A 16,575-nucleotide genomic window follows, 5' to 3' on the forward strand; every position below is an offset into this window, starting at 1 on the left:
GGCCGCACGCCGCCGACCTCACCGGCCCGCGCGACGCCGACCCCCGGACGCGAAACGCCCGCCGGACGACGCCGGCGGGCGGCTGCGCCGCGACGGGCCTTTCCCTCAGGGACGGCCGCGCTTCGGGGTCTGCTCCGCCATACCGTGGCGCAATGGCGTGTTGTTCTCCGGCTTCGTCGCCTCCGCGGCGGGCGACGCGGCGCTGCCGTGCGAAGCGCCCGGTGCGTTCGCCGGGTCGCCCGGGGCGGGCTGGGCGCCTGCCTCCAGCTCCGCCAGGCGGGCCCGCAGCACCTCCAGCACCGCCACGCGGTTGCCGTGCGCGCACTCGTGCTCCACGACCGTCCGCAGCTGCGGTTCCGTCAGCGAGCGGATCCGGTGCCGCAGGCTGCCGAGCGGGATCTGGTCGTAGTCGGGCAGCGGGAGTTCCTCGGCCGGCATGTTTCCTCCTCCTGTCGGCGTCCGCCCGAACCTACCCCCGCGGGCGGCCGCGAAAACCCGCGGCCGCCCGTTTCGCCGGAATGCGCACTCAGGGGTAGCTCACCACGTTGCTGGGCGTGGTCCCCGACGGCGTCACCGCCCCGGTGTCGTTGATGACGTGCGTGATGGTGCCCTGGTAGTTCAGCGACACGGTCAGCAGGCTGTGGAACCGCACGCCGGACGCGTTGGGCACCTCGAACGCGTGGTAGGCGTTCACGGACGGGTTGACGTTGAAGTAGCAGTAACTGCCCAGCCCCCACGCCTCGTGGCTGGTGACACCGCTGCCCACCTTGTACGCGGCGTACCCGTTCACCCCGCTGTTCCACGACGCCTGGTTCGGCACGTCGTACGGCATCTCGTTCTGGAAGAAGATGGTCCGGCCGTTCTGCCCGTTCCAGATCACCTCGTACTTCTGGTAGTGCTCCACGAACAACCCCGTGGCGATCACGTTGTTGCCGTTGACGAGCAACCCCGTGTCAGCGGTGTTGACCGTCCAGCCCACCGTGCCCGCGTTGCCGTGGTCGGCGCGCCAGGCCCAGATGTGGTCGATGATCGTGTCGTTGCTGTTGACCACCAGGCTCGTCGTCGCCTTGCCCGCGACCTGGCCGCCGATCCGGAAGAACACGTCCTGGATGCTCACCGGGTCCGCGGCGTGGCTCGTCGCCGAGCCCTGCGTGCCCACGGTCAGCAGCGCCGACGAGTTCGTGGTGCCCGCGTCGAACAGCAGACCCTTCAGCCGCACACCGTCCACATCGGACACGTGCATGGCGTCGACACCGTTGTCCGGCACCAGAGTCGGGTAGCCGATGCCGAGCACGACCGTGTCCGGGCGGGTGACGTTCAGCGTCTGGCTGAGGTGGTAGACGCCGGGGGTGAAGAACAGGTTGCAGCCCGACGCGAGCGCGTTGTTGATCGACGCCGCGGTGTCGCCGGACTTGACGACGTAGAACTGGCTCATCGGCAGCGACGAGCCCGGCGTGCTGCCGTTCGCCCAGCTCGGCCCGGAGGCGTTGGTGCGCAGGGAAGGCAGGAACACGCGGTACTTCCCGCTGCCGTCGAGGTAGAGGTACGGCACGTCGCGCGAGACGGGCGTGGTGGCCAGCGTCGTCTCCGGCGGGTTCGGGAAGGTGGTGGCCGGCGCGCCGGTGGTGCCCGAGAACACCATGTTCCACACGCCGCCCGCCCAGCTGCCCAGCGCGCTGTCGCGGGTGTACCACTGCTGCTGCGAAACCGACGCCGCCTGGCCGGAGACCTTGGTGTCGGCGACGTACCCGCCGCTGGCCCAGCCGTAGCTCGCCGGGTACAGCTGCAGGTCACCGTGCACGTCGATGCGGCGGAACGGCGCGGCCTGCGCCACCGCCCACCGGTCGGCACCGCTGCTCGGGTTGATCGCCAGGTTCTCCGCCGAGCGCCAGAAGTTCTGCGTGGCGTTGCCGGCGTCGGAGGAGTTGAACGCGTCGACCGTGACGTCACCGTTGATGGTCACGTCGTCGGGGTTCTGCCCGAGGCCCGCGACGGAGGTGTAGAAGCCCACGTTGTCGTGCACGGCGTAGGTGCCGGGCTTGAACAGGTGCGCGACGCGGCCGTTGGCGAACTGCGCGCTCTGCGTGTCCTTCTGCGCGTTGAAGTCCGCGTCGAGCTGCGACTGGATGCTCGCCGCCGACATCGACGGGTCGAAGATGCGCACGTTGGAGCCGAAGTCCGGCGTGTCCGACTGCGTCGGGCAGGTCGCGCTGGCCAGGCCGATCGTGTAGGTCGCGCTGGCCACGGCCGAGTTCGCGAGGCCGCTCTTGGTGGCGATGGCCTTGACCGTGGTGGTCTTCGAGACGGTCAGCGGCCCGGAGTACAGCGACGACGACGCGGTGGGCGTCGAACCGTCCACTGTGTACCGGATCTGCGCGCCCGACGTGCCGGTCGAGAGCGTCACCGTCTGCGCTGTCGCGAACGTGCCACCACCCGGGCTGAAGGTCGGCGCGGCGACCGCCGTCGAGCCGGAGCCCTGCGTGTACGTGTAGTGCGGGCTGTCGTACTGCGGGCCGCTCTTCTCGTACGTGAACCAGTACTCCAGCGCGGTGCCGGTGCTCAGCGAGCCCACCGTGTACTGCCACGTGCCGGAGTTGTTCGTCATCCGGATGTTCTGCTGCCCCGTGCCGTTCACGAGGTAGTGCACGTCGACGTACGCGGCGGGCGTCACCGGCGTGAACGAGATCTGCGCCTGGCTGGCGCTCACCTGCGTCACGCTCTGCGTGTAGTCCGTCTCCGCGGCGGCCACGCCGCCGAGCAACAGGGATAGCAGCACGGCCAGCAGCACCGTGCCCAGCCTCCGTGGCATCTTCGCACCTCCGGGTCAGGCCCCCTCAGTGGACCAGACCATAGACCAGCGCTGCGCGGCGCCGACACCTCCATGCAGGTGACATCGGTTCAGAAGCTGTCAGGAAGTGCTTGTGCGGGACGGAACGGACCGGTAGAACTGACGAACACCGGAAGCAACTGGGGAATCGTGCTTCCGACCACTGGGGAGGACCTGTCTTGCGCAGAAAACTGGCACTGCTCCTTGCTGCTGCCCTCATCACGGTGACCAGCGCCCTGACCGGCGCGGGCGTGGCCTCGGCGACCACCGAGACCCTGAGCTCGCCGAGCAACATGGAGGTCTCCGCGACATCGCTGTGCTGGGACATCGGCTCCAACAGCCCGGGTACCACCGTCGTGCTGGCGTCCTGCCACTACGCCGACGACTACACCAGCCAGAAGTGGTACCGGACCACGAACTACACCACGTTCAACATCGTCAACTACAACAACCTGTGCATGGACCTGCCGTCCAACAACGTGGGCGCTCACGTCGTGCTGGCGCCCTGCCACTACGAGGACACCTACACCAGCCAGAAATGGCACCGCACGGGCCAGGGCGGCGGGATCATCGAGAACGGCAACGGGTTGTGCATCGACGTGAGCGCTTTCCGGGCCGGTACTCCGGTCGGGATGAACTACTGCGCCTACAGCGCCGACTACACCAGCCAGCAGTGGCACGGCACCTGGTGAGCCGGGGCCGCCACTAGCCGAGGTACCGCCGGGCCACGACGTCCGGGTACTCCACCGGCCGTCCCTTGTGGACGGACCAAGCCAGGCGCAGGTACTGCGCGTGGGTCCAGGCCAAGGGGGTCGCGGACGCGGTCGGAGTGCCCGGGCGCACCCGCGGGTAGGGCGGGTTGGTGTCCCACACCTGTTCCGGCAGCAGGCCCGTCGGACCGGCGCAGGCGGCGATGTCCCTCAGTCGCCCGGCGGCCGCGGAACGCTTGCCCTGCAACAGTTCGTACTCCCCGCGCTCCCCCGCGAAGATCGGCCACAGCCGCCCGTACGTGCGCTGCACGTCGGGCCGGTTGACGTTCCACGGCTCACCGTTCGCCTGCTCGCCGTAGCCGTCGCCGCTGTAGCGGTGCCAGTGCCGCCCCGAGGGCGTGACCGTCGAGATCCGCGCGTCCACGACGGCGAGGGAGTTCTCCACCACCGGATCGCCCGCGCGTTTGACGCCGAGCCGCACCAGTTCGAGAAACCCGGCGTCCACCACGGCCCGCTGGTCGACCTCGCCGGTGTTGTTGTTGCCCAGGTTGTACGTCGTGCCCGCGTCCGGGTTGCCGTCCTTGGTCAGCCGGACGTAGTACGGCTTCGGCGAGTACGGCCCGGTGTGCGTGACCGTCCAGCCGTCCACCGCCGCCGCCCATTCGTCGGCCTTGGCGGAGTACTTCGTGCCGTCCCGGCCCGCGCGCTGCACCAGGTCCGCCAGGCACACCAGCCCGGCGATCACCGACGCGATCGTCGAGGGCGAGTAGCCGTTCTGCTCCTCCCACCGCTCCTGCTCGGTCCACGGCGCGGTGTGCCCGTCCTTGGTGAACGAGAGCAGGAAGTCCCCGCCCCGCGCCAGCTTGTCGACCGTCGGGCCGTCGTGCCGGTCCAACAGCCAGGCCAGCAGCATCGGCGCGGCCGTCTCGTCCAGCTGGACCGACGTCCAGAACGGCTCACCGCTCACGCGCGTGTTCTGCGCCCAGTGCCCGTCCGGCTGCTGGATGCGCAGCAGGTAGTCCAGCGCACGCCCCGCGGCGGCCCGGTCGCCCGCGGCGAGCAGCCCCGTCGCGATCTGGTACAGGTCGCGCGGCCACACCAGGTGGTACGAGCCGTACTCCGGCGCCAGCGCGCGGTCGAACCCGAACGCCCAGGGCATGCTCGGCGACGCAATGAACGCGCCTGGGTTCCGCTTGTCCTCGCTGGCGGCCAGCGTCACCACCGACGTCGTGTACAACCGCCGGTCAGCCTCCTCCGGCGCGTCGGGCAGGCTTGCCAGATAGCGCTTCCAGCCGGCGCCGTAGGCTGTCGCGACCGCCGGAAAACCTAGTGACAGCGAGGCTTGCGCCGCCCGCACCGCCTCGTCCGGTGACGCGCCGAAGCCCAGCGCGACGAGGTCCCGGGTGCGTGACCGGCCGTCCAGCCGCAACCGCCCCAGCTGCACGACGTTGCCCGGTCCGGCGGTGGCGTAGTGGTGCACGAGCCTGCCGAAGTTCGCGCTCAGCTCGGTCCAGCCGTCGTTGACGCCCGCGTAGCCCACCGTCGACTCAGTGAACCCGCCCGAGGCAAGCACCGCGCTCGCGGTGACCGAGTTCGTCGTCACGAGCGCGCCGCCTCGCGGGAAGGCGCGGTCGGCGGTGCCCTCGCCGCCGAGGGCGGGATCGTGCAGCACGAACAGCCGCAACGGCCGGGTCGCGTGGAACTCGACGTCCAGCAGCACGGTCGCATGGCCGGGATCGGTGACGTAGCGCGTGGTCAGCGTCCAGCCCGTGCCGGTCGCGGTCTGGGTGTAGCCGGGCACGCGCGGATCGGGCAGCTCGGTGCGGTGCGCGACGTCGGACACCCGCTCCACGAACGACTGCCCGTCCGTGACGACCCACTGCGTCTCGCGGCTGGCCGGCGTGCTCAGGTCCGGGTGGTAGACCTCGGACAGCCGACCGCCTTCGAGGGTGAACCACACCGGGCTGGCCGCCGAGCGGGCGGTGCCGAAGCCGAGCTTGTCGGCCGGGGTGAACGTGGTGTCGGCGCCCGGCCCGCCCGGGGCCGCGCCGCCGGACTGCGCGTTCGCCGGCGCCGGTGCCGCGACCGCCGTCGCGCCCACCAGAGCCGCGGCCCGCAGGAACTTCCGCCTCGAAGTCGCCATGGGAGCCAGCCAACTCTCCTCCGCCGCCCGGCTCAACCCGCCATTCGTCGGGGGTCGACCGGCGGCCCGTCCGCGTGCCATCATCGGCCACCGGCACACGGGGGTGTGGATGACTCAGCAGGTCCGGCGGGACAGCGCGCAGCTGCGGCGGGTCGCGGTGGCGAGCGCGATCGGCACGACGATCGAGTGGTACGACTACTTCATCTACAGCACGGCCGCCGCGCTCGTGTTCGGCAAGCTGTTCTTCAGCACGCTCTCCCCCGCGTCCGGCACGCTGGCGGCGTTCGCGACGCTGGGCGTGGGCTTCCTCGCGCGGCCGGTCGGCGGCATCGTGTGGGGCCACTTCGGCGACCGCCTCGGGCGCAAGGCGATGCTCGTGCTTTCGCTGCTGCTGATGGGGATCGCGACCGTCGGCGTCGGGCTGCTGCCGACCTACGGCACCATCGGCGTGCTCGCGCCCGTGCTGCTGCTCGTGCTGCGCCTGCTGCAGGGCCTGTCCGCGGGCGGCGAGTGGGGCGGGGCGGCGCTGATGGCCGTCGAGCACGCACCGGAGCGCCACCGCGGCCGGTACGGCTCGTTCTCGCAGATCGGCGTGCCCGCCGGGCTGATTCTGGCGCAGCTGGTGTTCTTCGTGCTCAACAGCGCGCTGAGCGACGAGCAGTTCCGCGACGGGGGCTGGCGGCTGCCGTTCCTGCTCAGCATCGTGCTCGTGGCGGTCGGGCTGGTGATCCGGCTGCGGATCGCGGAGAGCCCGGTGTTCGCCGCGCTCGAAGCCGAGGCCCGCAGCAGGCGGCCGATGGTCGAGGTGCTGCGGGAGCGGCCGCGCGAGGTGCTCGTCGCGTCGGTGAGCTTCATCGCGAACACCGCGATCGGGTACGTGTTCCTGGCGTACCTGCTCTCGTACGGGACGTCGGTGCTCAAGCTGAGCAACGCGACGATGCTGGTGGTGGTGATCATCGGCAGCGTGACGTGGCTGGCGAGCATCGTGGCATCGGCGGTGTGGTCGGACCACGTCGGGCGGAAACCCGTGTACCTGTGGGGTTCCGTGCTGCTCGTGCTGTGGCCGGTGCCGTTCTTCCTGCTCGTGGACACCCGCCAGCCGGTGCTGCTCGTCGTCGCCGTGATCGTGCTGAACCTCGGGCTCGGCGCGACGTACGGCCCGCAGTCGGCGCTGTACTCGGAGCTGTTCGAGCCCCGCTACCGCTACAGCGGCGCGTCCTTCTCCTACGCGGTGGGCGCCGTGCTCGGCGGCGGGTTCGCGCCGCTGATCGCGACAGCGCTGCGGAACTCGACCGGCACGTCGTTGTCGGTTTCGCTGTACATGGTCGCGGTGGCGCTGATCAGCCTGGGCGCGGTCCTCGCGCTGCGGCAACCACCGCGGACAGCGTCAGAGGCCTGATCCGGACACCGGTACCAGCTCCGCCGCCGGCTGGACGTCCACATAGGACTCGCCGGGCACGAGCACGACTCCACTCACGGGCGCGCCCAGGCGCACGGGGTCCAGATCCGGCGGGATCACCCGCTGGTGGTCGTACCGGGCGACGGCGACGGTGCCGTGCGGGCGTTCCTCGGCGGTGCGCCGGAACCCATCCGGCGAACCCCCGATCGGCTGGCTTCCCTCGCCCGCCGCCGCCCGCGGACGGACGATGCGGTCATGGCACGCGACGAACCGTCCATTGAGGACCACTTCTGGCGGGTCGTGCGCGAGCACGACCTGCCGGACGACCTGGTGGAGTACGGGATCGCGCTCGCCCGCTTCGACCTGGAGGAGCCCGAGGGCAGACTCGGCCCCGACGACCCCCGCGATCCGTGGCTGCTGGCCATGAAGCGGATCCAGGACCAGCTCGGCGGGTGAGCGTCAGCCGAAGCTGTAGAGCACCTCGCGCAGGAACAGGCGGCTTTCGGTGACCGGCAGCGCCGCGGTGGTGGCGCGCCGCCACAGCGTCTCGTAGTGCCGCACGTCGTCGCTTCGCGACAGCTCGTTCCCGGTGCGGGTGAACGCGAAGTCGAGGTGCCCCGGTTCGAGGCCCGGCAGGGTCGGCGCGGCGAGCCTCAGCAGCGCGAACCGCTCCAGGATGCCCGTCTCCTGGATGGCGGTGGTCCGCAGCGGCCGCGGTGCGAACGGCACCACCTGGAGCTGGATGTTGGGCCGCTTCTTCGACAGCGAGATCAGGTGCTCCAGCTGCTCCCGCATCACGGCCTTGTTCCCCTGCACGCGCCGCAGGCACGATTCGCTGAGCACGGCGTGCACCTGCGGCGGCTCGTCGCGGAACAGCACCTGCTCCTGGCGGGCGAACCGCGCCTCGATCGCGGGCGGCGCGAGGGCCGGGGAGCCCTCGCGCACGGCGGCGAACTCGGCCTCCATGTACGACCGGCACTGCAGCAGCTCGGGCACCTGCTCCGTCGCGACGTGCCGGATCAGCAGCGCGTCCTCCTCCAGGTCGATGTAGCGGCGGTACTGCTCGGAGTAGATCGACCGGAAGCCGGACCAGCGGCCGCGCTGGGAGGTGTCGGCCTGCAGCTCCCGCGCCAGGTCGGCGAGCTCCCCGTCGACGACGCCGTACACCGCGAGCAGCTTGTGCAGGTCTTCGGCCTCGATGCCGGTGTCGCCGCTTTCCAGGCGGGCGATCTTGTTCTGCACGCTGCCCGCGCTGGACCGGGGCCAGACCGCGCCACCGGCGTCACGCTGCGTGATGCCCTCGCGCTCCCGCAGGTGGCGCAGCAGCGCGGCCAGCTGGAGCTTGCGTGCGGTGGGAGTGCGAGTCCCGGTAGACAGAGAGTTCACTATCGTCCGCTTCTCCCGGCAGCTGGCTGACTCCGCATTTTCGCCGATCCCCTGCCATCAGGCAAGACAATCGGAGGTGCTCGCATTCGCGTGCCCGGAAGCGATTTCGAGCGACTTCACGCACCTGTCCACAGTGGACCGGATAGGATCGGGGCGTGGTGGAGATCGACAGCGGCGCGCGGTGTCCGTGTGGCTCGGGCGAGAACTACGGAACGTGTTGCGGGCGCCTGCACAGCGGCGAGGCGACGGCGGGCACGGCGGAGCAGCTGATGCGGTCGCGGTTCAGCGCCTTCGCGACGGGTGACGCGGAGTACCTGCTGCGCACGTGGCACCCACGCACCAGGCCGGCGGAGCTCGAACTGCCGCCGGGGCTGCGGTGGACGCGCCTCGACGTGCTCGCGACCTCGGGCGGCAGCCCCTTCCACACCGAGGGCACCGTGGAGTTCCGGGCGCACTACCGGCAGGACGGGCGGCCGGGGTCCCTGCACGAGCTGAGCACCTTCACCCGCGAGGACGGGCAGTGGCTTTACGTGGCGGCGCGGGAATAGTGGCCCGAAGGCCGGGTAGCCGGAGGCATGGCCGAATTCGAACGTGAACGCGAGATGCCCGCCCCGGCCGAGCAGGTGTTCGCCGTGGCCGCCGACGTCGACCGGCTGAACCGGTGGCTGCCGGGGATGATCACCGTGCACCCGGCCGAGCCGCCAGGCCTGGACGTGGACGTGCACGACCCGGACGGCGACCGCGAGGCACCCGGCGTGCTCGGCGCGCGGCGCGACCAGCTGAGGCTGGAGTGGGGCCGGCGCGGCAGCGGCGACTACACCGGCTGGCTGCAGGTGTCGTCCGCCGAGCGGGGCACCAGCTACGCCACGCTGCACCTGTCCTTCCACGGCGACCAGCCCGCGAACCACGGGGGTCATCCGGCCGAGGAAGTGGAGCGGCGGCTCGGCGAGGCACTGGACCAGTTGGCGGAGCTGGTCGCGGCGGGCTGAGCAAAATCCCCCGCACGGGGGAGGTTCAGGGGACGATGGAGTCCACGTACCCGCCGTCCACCCGCACCGCCGCGCCCGTGGTCGCCGACGCCTGCGGCGAGCTGAGGTACACCACGAGGTTCGCGATCTCCTCGGGCTCGATGAGCCGCTGCAGCAGCGACTGCGGCCGGTGCCTGCGCATGAACTCGCGCTGCGCCTCCTCCCACGGCAGGTCGCGGTCCACGAGCTGGTAGACGAACTCCTCCACGCCGCCAGTGTGCGTCGGCCCGGCGATGACGGAGTTGACGGTCACGCCGCTGCCCGCGGCCGCCTTGGCGAACCCGCGCGAGACGCCGAGCAGCGCGGTCTTGGACACGCCGTACTGGATCATCTCGGCGGGGATGACGACGGCCGAGTCGCTGGCGATGTACTGGACGCGGCCCCAGCCGCGGGTCATCATGCCCGGCAGGTAGGTGCGCGTGAGGCGGACCGCCGCGAGCACGTTCACCTCGAAGTAGCGCCGCCACTCCTCGTCGGTGATCTCCAGTGGTTCGGTGGCGCCGAAGATGCCCAGGTTGTTCACGAGGATGTCCACACTGGACAGTCGCTCGGCGAGGGAGCGGGCGCCCTCCTCGGTGGAGACGTCCGCGGCCAGCGGCAACACGTCGGCGCCGTCGACCTCGGCCCGCAGCCGCTCGGCGGCCTTGGTGACGCTCTCCTCGCTGCGGCCGTTGACCGCCACCCGCGCCCCGGCCCGGGCGAGCCCGGCCGCGATGGCCGCCCCGATGCCCTGCGTCGAGCCCGTGACGAGCGCCGTCCTGCCCTGGAGGTCCAGCAGCATGCCCGATTCCCTTCCCGGTAGCCGATTCCACCCCGATGCTAACGCGCCGCGGTGGACACTGTGGACCGATGGGGCTTGTGGCCGGACAGGTCGTTTGCGCGGCCCGCTATTACCTGACTAAAGTCAGAGGATGGACGCGATCCCCGAGGTCAGGCGGTTCAACCGGGCCGTCACGCAGCGCGTGGGCGCGCTTCAGGACGCCTACCTCTCGCGGGACCGGCCGCTCGGCCAGGCGCGGGTGCTGTGGGAGATCGGCTCGGACGGGTGTGATGTGCGGGCGTTGCGGGCGAAGCTGGACCTCGACTCCGGTTACCTGAGCCGGCTGCTGCGGGCGCTGGAGCGGGACGGGCTGGTGGTGGTCGAGCCCAGCGGGGCGGACGCCCGGGTGCGCACGGCGCGGCTGACCGGGCGCGGGCGGGCCGAGCGGGAGACGCTCGACCGGCGGTCGGACGAGCTGGCCGCGTCGATCCTCGCTCCGCTCGGCGAGCGTCAGCGCGTCCGGCTGGTCGCCGCGATGGCGGAGGTCGAACGGCTGCTCACGGCGTCCACTGTGGAGGTCGCGGCGGTCGATCCCACCGGCCCGGAGCGGCAGTCCTGCCTCGCGGCGTACTCCGCGGAGCTGGACGAGCGGTTCGAGGACGGGTTCGAGCTCAGCCGGTCGCTGACGCCCGACCTGGCCGTGATGACGCCGCCGGAGGGGTTGTTCCTCGTCGCGACGCTGCACGGGGAACCGGTGGGCTGCGGCGGGTTCGTCTACCAGGACGGCGGGGACGCGGTGTACCTCAAGCGCATGTGGGTGTCGTCCGCCGTGCGGGGGCTCGGCCTGGGGCGGCGGCTGCTGGCGGAGCTGGAGCGGCACGGGCTGGCCGGCGGGGCCCGGGTGGCGCGGCTGGAGACGAACCGCGCGCTGAAGGAGGCGATCGGGCTGTACCGGGCGGCGGGCTACCGCGAGGTGGCGCCGTTCAACGACGAACCCTACGCCCACCACTGGTTCGAAAAGGAGCTGCGCGGGTAACGAGCGTTCGTGAACTCCGTCGTCGCGTTGCGTCCGCTCAAGCTGGGTGACTTCCTGGTCGTCGTGCCCGCGCTGCGGGCCCTCCGGCGGGCCTGGCCGGAGCACGAGCTGGTGTTCGCCACGAACGAGTGGCTGCGGCCGGTCGTCGAGCTCGCCGGGTGCGTCGACACGCTCCTGCCGACCCACGGCATGCGCCCGCTCGACCCGCGCTTCGCCCGGCCGGACGTGGCGGTCAACCTGCACGGCACCGGCCCGCGCAGCAACGCCGTCCTCGACGCGCTCCGGCCGGGGCGCCGGATCGGTCACTCCGGGCACGGCTGGCCCGGGCCGGAGTGGGTCGACGACATCCACGAACGCGACCGCTGGTGCCGGCTGCTGCGCGCCCACGGCATCGACGCTGATCCCGGCGACTTCCTGCTCCGGCCGCCGCCCGTGCCGAGCCCCGCGCCGGACGCGGTGATCGTCCACCCCGGCGCCGCGTACGGCAGCAAGCGGTGGCCGCTGGACCGGTTCGCCGAGGTGGTGCGGCAGTTGCGTGCCGAGGGTTGTCCCGTGGTGCTGACGGGTTCCGCGGCCGAGCGGGACCTCTGCCTCGAACTCGCCGCCCGCACGCACCTGCCGCCGGAAACGGTGCTGGCAGGCAGTACCGGACTGTCCACATTGGCCGCACTGGTGGCCGGCGCGCGCCTGGTGATCTCCGGTGACACCGGCATCGCGCACCTGGCGTACGCCTACCGCACGCCGACGGTCACGCTGTTCGGCCCGGCGTCCGCGTTCCACTGGGGCCCGCCGGAAGGCCCGCACCGAGCCCTGTCCGCCGACGCGGCACGGCGGGGTGATCCGTTCGCGGAGGACCCGGATCCCGCGCTGCTCGGGGTGAGCAGCGCGGAGGTGATCGCCGCGTCGATGGCGTTGCTGGGCAGCCCGGCGGGGGCGTGATCCGTCCACAGCGGACGGACCACGCCACCCCTCACGGCACCAGGATCGCCCGGCCTCGGATCCGGCCCGCGTCCAGGTCGTCGAGTGCGTCCTGGAAGCGGTCGAGCGGGTACTTCGTCGTGTGGAGCTTCACCCGGCCGCGGGCGGCGAGCACCATCAGCTCGCACAGGTCGGTGTAGCTGCCCACCAGGTTCCCGATGAAGTTGATCTCCGCCGAGATGATGTCGATCGTCGGCACGTCGAGGTTTTCCCCGTAGCCGACCACGTGGTAGTCCCCCGCCTGGCGCAGCATCGCCACGCCGTCGCGCGTCGCGCCGCCCTCGCCGACGAAGTCGAGCACCACCTCGGCGCCCTGCCCGCCCGTCAGGGCCAGCACCTCCTCGACGTGGTCGCCGTCCGCCACGATCCCCGCGTCCGCGCCGATCGACTCGGCCAGCTTCACCGCGTCCGCGTTGCGGTCCACCACGATCAGCTCCGCCGCGGTGATCGCCTTGAGCACCTGGATCCCGATGTGCCCCAGCCCGCCCGCGCCGATCACGACGCACCGCGACCCGGGCGGCAACGCACGTGCCGCCTTCGCTGCCGCGTGGTACGCCGTCAACCCGGCGTCGGCGAGCGCCGCCACGTCCGCGGGCTCCAGCGAGTCGTCGATCTTCACCACGCTGCGTGCCGAAGTCTTCAAGTACTCCGCGTACCCGCCGTGCGTGTCGATACCGGGGAACAGGCTCTGTACACAATGGACGTCGTCGCCCCGGCGGCAGGCCGGGCACAGCCCACAGGTGATCAACGGGTGCACGATCACCTTGTCCCCTTCGGCGACGTTGGTGACCGCACTGCCGACGGCCGCCACCCAGCCCGCGTTCTCGTGGCCGATCGTGTAGGGCAGCTCGACCCCGGACTTCCCGGCCCACTGACCCTCCAGGATGTGCAGATCTGTGCGGCACACCCCGGCCCCGCCGATCTTCACGACCACGTCGAACGGCCCGGTCACCTCCGGCCGCGGCACCTCCGCGGCACGCAACGGCTCGTGGTAACCGACCACCTGGATCGCCTTCATGACGCCTCCTCCGCCAAGTCGTAACGGGTGCGCAGCAGGCCACGGCAGAAGTGCGCGTTGCCCTCGATCGAGATCCGGACCGAACGGGCGAACCGCAGCCGCAGCGGAACCTCCGCACGCGGATACGGCCGGCCGCGGTCGTCGACCAGCACGGGCTCGGCGGGCCCGGTTCCGAAGCCCAGCGCTTCCCGGCGCCGCAGCAGCGCGTGCGTGGCCGGGGCGTCGGGCAGGTCGCCCAGCACGACTTCGTGCAGGTCCTCCTCGGCGCAGTCCTCGTGCGCCCGCAGATAAAACGTCAGCGCGCGCTCCATCGCCGCCGCGTGTGCCTTGCGCCGGAACGTCAACCGCAGCTCGTCGAGGCTCTCCTCGGCCTCGTGACCGAACGTGCCGCGGTAGCCCGCGTCGGCGGCCAGGCCGCGGTTGATCAGGTCGGAGTCGTGGTGGTCGTCGAGGACCACCGTCACCCGCGGCGCCAGCTCCGTTAGCACGTCCTTCGCGTCGGACGCCATCAGGTAGGCGAAGTTCGGCGAGCAGAACGACGACGGCAGTCGCAAGTGGACGGTCAGCTCGCCGTCGGCGTGCTCGACCGACCGCACGAAGCCGAGCTCGGTGATCGGCTCGTCCAGCTCCGGGTCGTACACCGCGTCGAGGGCACGCAGGGCCCTGGTTTCGATGTCCGTCATGCGACCGACACCGCCTGCGTCTCGACCTCCGGCAGCCGCAGCTCCGCCGGTACCTCGATGTCGTACATCTTCGCCGCGTTCAGCCCGAGAATCTTCTTCTTCTGCGCGGTCGTCAGCGGCGCGTACTCGGTCATGTCCTCGGGGATCTGGAAGTCCACGAACGTCTCGACCAGCCACCGCGGCGTCCAGAGCGCGTAGTCGCTGGAGAACTGGATGCGGTCCTCGTCCAGCCAGTACAGCAGCTCGCCGATGATCTGCGCGAAGTACCGTGGCCGGGTGTGCATGAACGGGATCGCGACGGCGAGCCCGGCGTGCACGTTCGGCTCCTGCGTGGCGATCCAGCAGAAGTCCTCCAGCCGCGGCAGCCCGCAGTGCTCCACGACGAAGTTCAGGTCGGTGAAGTCCGTGGCCACGTGGTCCACGTCGGCGACGTCGAACGCGTCGCGGTCCAGCGGCCGGATCGTCGGTCCCTTGTGGACGTGGATGTTGCGGATGCCCACCTCACGGCACACCTCCAGGTACCGGTAGGTCCACGGGTCGTCGAGCTTGTAGCCGCGTGAGTCGCCGTGCCAGTCGGCGGTGTAGAGCTTGACGCCCTTGAGCCCGAAGCGCTCCGCGTCGCGACGCAGCCGGTCGAGCCCGGCTTCCCCGTCGCGCGGATCGAAGTAGTGGTTGTAGGTCAGCTTGTCCGGGTGCGCCTGGGCGAGCGCGAACGCCTCCTCGGTCTGGCCGAACCCGTTGCCGTAGAACTCCCCCAGCCGCGCGGGCTGGAACACGGCGTGGTCGACGTACCCGTCCTCGAACAGGTCCTTCATGAGCCGCTCGCCGCCGTAGTAGAGGTACTCCTCGTACGGCCACAGCTCCGAGGACGGGCTGAGGTTGCGGTGGTAGTCGTAGAAGCAGTCGATGAACTGCTTGCCGTGGATGTTGCGCTGGTTCTCCGGCCGCGCGTCCCACAGTGCGATGTGCGCGTCGACGATGAAGTACTTCTCGCCGTCCTTGGTGTACACGGGGTCCTCCGATGCGTGGCTGCGGTGGCACGTTCGGAAAGCGACGCTAGGGAGCGCGGCCGTCCTACGGGGGCCGTGGCCGTCTCAATTTGAGACAAGTGAGTGACGGGGCGTACGCCGGGTGTTGGGTACCGTGGAAGCCGCGGGCCGCAGTGACGCGACCGGGGAGGTGGTCGGATGGAGCCCGAACGCGGGGTGGCGGTGCCTGCTCGGCTGCGGGCGTCGTGGCAGCGCAGCGAACGGTACGGGGTGCCGCCGGACGAGGTGCAGCCCGTGTTCACCGGCACCTTCGACGACGAGTCCCTGTTCTGCGAGTGCGGCAACGAGGTGCTGCGGGGGCTGCACGAGACGCTCGCGAACGAGCCGGTCAGCCTCATGCTCACCGACAGCGAGGGCTTCGTGCTCAGCCGCCTGTGCAGCGACAACGCGATCCTGCGTTCGCTGGACCGGGTGCACCTCGCGCCCGGCTTCTCCTACGCCGAACGCAACGCGGGCACCAACGGCCTCGGTCTCGCGCTCGCCGACCGCGCCCCGTCGCTGGTCAGCGCCGAGCAGCACTACTGCTCCGGGTTGTGGGGCTACACGTGCGCCGCGGCGCCGGTGCTCGACCCGGCGACCGGTGCCCTGCTGGGCAGCGTCAACCTCACCACGTGGTCGCAGTCGTCGAAGGAGCTGCTGCTGGCGGTCGCGCAGGCCGCGGCGGGCAACACGGCGGCGCTCATGATGGCCCGCGGTTCCGGCCGTCCGGTGCGGCCGGCCCCGCGCGGCGAGGTGTTCCGCGTGTACAGCGACAGGCTGCCCGAGGCGCGGCTACGGCTGTCGCGGGGCTGGCAGGACGCGCTGACCGAGGCGGAGGAAGCGGTCGGGCGCGGGCGCGTGGTCGTGGTGACCGGGGAGCCCGGCGTGGGCAAGACGGTGCTCGCGTCGATGGCCCGGCGGACGGTGCGGCCGCGGGAACGCGTGCTCAACGCGCGCCCGCCCGCCCCGCGGGATGCGGACGCGTGGCTCGCGTTGTGGGCCCCCGAGCTGGGCAAGGACGACACGGGCGTGATCGTCTCCGGGGTCGACGCGCTGCCCGCGTCCGCGGCGGAGGAGCTGGCGCGGGCGCTGGCGGCGGTGCCGCCCGCGGTGCCCGCGCCGTTCGTGCTGACCGCCGCGGACCCGGGCGCGCTGCCGGACGGGCTCGGCGAGCTGGTGGACTCCGTGGTCGAGGTGCCGGCGCTGCGGTACCGCCCGGACGACGTCGAGCCGCTGGCCCGGTCGTTCGCGGGCAGGCGGGAGTTCACGACGGCGGCGTTGCGGGCGCTGCAGGCGTACCAGTGGCCGGGCAACGTGCGGCAGCTGCGGGAGGTCGTCCGTCAGGCGGCGGCGCGCGCGGACGTGATCGACACGCGGCACCTGGCGCCGGAGGTCTTCAGCGGCGCGACCCACCGGCTGACCCGGATGGAGGCGGTGGAGCGGGACGAGATCGTGCGCTGCCTGACGCAGCCGGGCGCGAGCGTCGCGAAGGCGGCGACCCTGCTGGGCATGAGCCGCGCGACGATCTACCGCAAGATCGCCCACTACGACATCAAGGTGCCCGGCCGCGCGCGGTGAG

General features: G+C 71.4%; 17 protein-coding genes. 8 read left to right on the forward strand and 9 right to left on the reverse strand.

The features are described from left to right. Nucleotides 1–105: 105 nt before the first annotated feature. Both FHX82_RS30010 and FHX82_RS30015 read right to left on the reverse strand, forming a co-directional pair. Complete coding sequence (locus tag FHX82_RS30010; protein ID WP_145936996.1) at nt 106–438, reverse strand: DUF8129 domain-containing protein; 333 nt, start codon at nt 436–438, stop codon at nt 106–108. 88 nt (nt 439–526) lie between these two features. Next, entirely contained in the window at nt 527–2,809 is a 2,283-nt protein-coding gene (locus FHX82_RS30015; protein ID WP_145936997.1) for a chitobiase/beta-hexosaminidase C-terminal domain-containing protein, read from the reverse strand. A gap of 197 nt (nt 2,810–3,006) precedes the next feature. Between FHX82_RS30015 and FHX82_RS30020 the strand changes: the two genes are divergently transcribed. Further along, nucleotides 3,007–3,519 carry a ricin-type beta-trefoil lectin domain protein gene (locus FHX82_RS30020; RefSeq protein WP_145936998.1) on the forward strand — a complete coding sequence of 171 codons (513 nt, stop codon included), beginning with the start codon at nt 3,007–3,009 and terminating at the stop codon, nt 3,517–3,519. Nucleotides 3,520–3,532: 13 nt separating this feature from the next. Here FHX82_RS30020 and FHX82_RS30025 read toward each other — a convergent pair whose 3' ends face one another. After that, the gene (locus tag FHX82_RS30025) at nt 3,533–5,680 is read right to left on the reverse strand and encodes a glycoside hydrolase family 15 protein (RefSeq protein ID WP_183176916.1); all 2,148 of its coding nucleotides are present in this window, start codon (nt 5,678–5,680) and stop codon (nt 3,533–3,535) included. A gap of 109 nt (nt 5,681–5,789) precedes the next feature. Between FHX82_RS30025 and FHX82_RS30030 the strand changes: the two genes are divergently transcribed. Continuing rightward, nucleotides 5,790–7,079, forward strand: a complete 1,290-nt coding sequence (locus tag FHX82_RS30030; protein WP_145936999.1) for an MFS transporter — start codon at nt 5,790–5,792, stop codon at nt 7,077–7,079. Here FHX82_RS30030 and FHX82_RS30035 read toward each other — a convergent pair. After that, nucleotides 7,068–7,367, reverse strand: coding sequence for a hypothetical protein (locus FHX82_RS30035; RefSeq protein WP_145937000.1), 300 nt, complete (start codon nt 7,365–7,367; stop codon nt 7,068–7,070). The genes FHX82_RS30030 and FHX82_RS30035 overlap by 12 nt on opposite strands. Between FHX82_RS30035 and FHX82_RS30040 the strand changes: the two genes are divergently transcribed. After that, nucleotides 7,335–7,535 (forward strand): hypothetical protein, encoded by a 201-nt coding sequence (locus tag FHX82_RS30040; RefSeq protein WP_145937001.1) that lies wholly within the window; start codon nt 7,335–7,337, stop codon nt 7,533–7,535. The genes FHX82_RS30035 and FHX82_RS30040 overlap by 33 nt on opposite strands. A gap of 3 nt (nt 7,536–7,538) precedes the next feature. Here the strand turns inward: FHX82_RS30040 and FHX82_RS30045 are convergent, their stop codons facing one another. Continuing rightward, nucleotides 7,539–8,465: a helix-turn-helix domain-containing protein gene (locus tag FHX82_RS30045; protein ID WP_183176917.1), complete on the reverse strand. Its 927-nt coding sequence runs from the start codon at nt 8,463–8,465 to the stop codon at nt 7,539–7,541. Nucleotides 8,466–8,620: 155 nt separating this feature from the next. On the opposite strand from FHX82_RS30045, the gene FHX82_RS30050 reads away from it, so the two are divergent. After that, nucleotides 8,621–9,013, forward strand: coding sequence for a YchJ family protein (locus FHX82_RS30050; protein WP_145937003.1), 393 nt, complete (start codon nt 8,621–8,623; stop codon nt 9,011–9,013). A 27-nt stretch (nt 9,014–9,040) separates the two neighbouring features. Further along, nucleotides 9,041–9,454, forward strand: a complete 414-nt coding sequence (locus FHX82_RS30055; RefSeq protein ID WP_145937004.1) for an SRPBCC family protein — start codon at nt 9,041–9,043, stop codon at nt 9,452–9,454. 25 nt (nt 9,455–9,479) lie between these two features. Here FHX82_RS30055 and FHX82_RS30060 read toward each other — a convergent pair whose 3' ends face one another. Continuing rightward, the gene (locus tag FHX82_RS30060) at nt 9,480–10,274 is read right to left on the reverse strand and encodes an SDR family NAD(P)-dependent oxidoreductase (protein ID WP_145937005.1); all 795 of its coding nucleotides are present in this window, start codon (nt 10,272–10,274) and stop codon (nt 9,480–9,482) included. Nucleotides 10,275–10,404: 130 nt separating this feature from the next. On the opposite strand from FHX82_RS30060, the gene FHX82_RS30065 reads away from it, so the two are divergent. Beyond that, a complete protein-coding gene (locus tag FHX82_RS30065) occupies nt 10,405–11,289 on the forward strand; it encodes a MarR family winged helix-turn-helix transcriptional regulator (protein ID WP_145937006.1) in 885 nt (294 codons plus the stop codon). 9 nt (nt 11,290–11,298) lie between these two features. Beyond that, on the forward strand, nt 11,299–12,228 hold the full coding sequence (locus FHX82_RS30070) for a glycosyltransferase family 9 protein (RefSeq protein ID WP_145937007.1): 930 nt from the start codon (nt 11,299–11,301) through the stop codon (nt 12,226–12,228). A 31-nt stretch (nt 12,229–12,259) separates the two neighbouring features. Here FHX82_RS30070 and FHX82_RS30075 read toward each other — a convergent pair whose 3' ends face one another. The 3 genes from FHX82_RS30075 to FHX82_RS30085 are packed head-to-tail and all read right to left on the reverse strand — an operon-like array spanning nt 12,260 to nt 14,978. Beyond that, entirely contained in the window at nt 12,260–13,285 is a 1,026-nt protein-coding gene (locus FHX82_RS30075) for an NAD(P)-dependent alcohol dehydrogenase (protein WP_145937008.1), read from the reverse strand. Beyond that, a complete protein-coding gene (locus FHX82_RS30080; protein WP_145937009.1) occupies nt 13,282–13,968 on the reverse strand; it encodes an iron-sulfur cluster assembly protein in 687 nt (228 codons plus the stop codon). Before FHX82_RS30080 ends, FHX82_RS30075 begins: the two co-directional genes overlap by 4 nt. Beyond that, complete coding sequence (locus FHX82_RS30085) at nt 13,965–14,978, reverse strand: amidohydrolase family protein (protein ID WP_145937010.1); 1,014 nt, start codon at nt 14,976–14,978, stop codon at nt 13,965–13,967. Before FHX82_RS30085 ends, FHX82_RS30080 begins: the two co-directional genes overlap by 4 nt. A gap of 177 nt (nt 14,979–15,155) precedes the next feature. On the opposite strand from FHX82_RS30085, the gene FHX82_RS30090 reads away from it, so the two are divergent. Then, nucleotides 15,156–16,574, forward strand: a complete 1,419-nt coding sequence (locus tag FHX82_RS30090; protein ID WP_145937011.1) for an AAA-type ATPase lid domain-containing protein — start codon at nt 15,156–15,158, stop codon at nt 16,572–16,574. The last annotated feature ends 1 nt before the right edge of the window (nt 16,575 follow it).

It is taken from the genome of Amycolatopsis bartoniae, from assembly GCF_014191255.1.
GTDB classification, from domain to species: Bacteria; Actinomycetota; Actinomycetes; order Mycobacteriales; family Pseudonocardiaceae; genus Amycolatopsis_E; species Amycolatopsis_E bartoniae.

What these genes read in the sequence shown, in the direction of transcription:
- FHX82_RS30075 (WP_145937008.1), bottom strand. Translation starts at nt 13,285, where the DNA reads ATGAAGGCGATCCAGGTGGTCGGTTACCACGAGCCGTTGCGTGCCGCG.
- FHX82_RS30065 (WP_145937006.1), top strand. Translation starts at nt 10,405, where the DNA reads ATGGACGCGATCCCCGAGGTCAGGCGGTTCAACCGGGCCGTCACGCAG.
- FHX82_RS30010 (WP_145936996.1), bottom strand. Translation starts at nt 438, where the DNA reads ATGCCGGCCGAGGAACTCCCGCTGCCCGACTACGACCAGATCCCGCTC.
- FHX82_RS30080 (WP_145937009.1), bottom strand. Translation starts at nt 13,968, where the DNA reads ATGACGGACATCGAAACCAGGGCCCTGCGTGCCCTCGACGCGGTGTAC.
- FHX82_RS30055 (WP_145937004.1), top strand. Translation starts at nt 9,041, where the DNA reads ATGGCCGAATTCGAACGTGAACGCGAGATGCCCGCCCCGGCCGAGCAG.
- FHX82_RS30030 (WP_145936999.1), top strand. Translation starts at nt 5,790, where the DNA reads ATGACTCAGCAGGTCCGGCGGGACAGCGCGCAGCTGCGGCGGGTCGCG.
- FHX82_RS30040 (WP_145937001.1), top strand. Translation starts at nt 7,335, where the DNA reads ATGGCACGCGACGAACCGTCCATTGAGGACCACTTCTGGCGGGTCGTG.
- FHX82_RS30025 (WP_183176916.1), bottom strand. Translation starts at nt 5,680, where the DNA reads ATGGCGACTTCGAGGCGGAAGTTCCTGCGGGCCGCGGCTCTGGTGGGC.
- FHX82_RS30015 (WP_145936997.1), bottom strand. Translation starts at nt 2,809, where the DNA reads ATGCCACGGAGGCTGGGCACGGTGCTGCTGGCCGTGCTGCTATCCCTG.
- FHX82_RS30060 (WP_145937005.1), bottom strand. Translation starts at nt 10,274, where the DNA reads ATGCTGCTGGACCTCCAGGGCAGGACGGCGCTCGTCACGGGCTCGACG.
- FHX82_RS30090 (WP_145937011.1), top strand. Translation starts at nt 15,156, where the DNA reads ATGGAGCCCGAACGCGGGGTGGCGGTGCCTGCTCGGCTGCGGGCGTCG.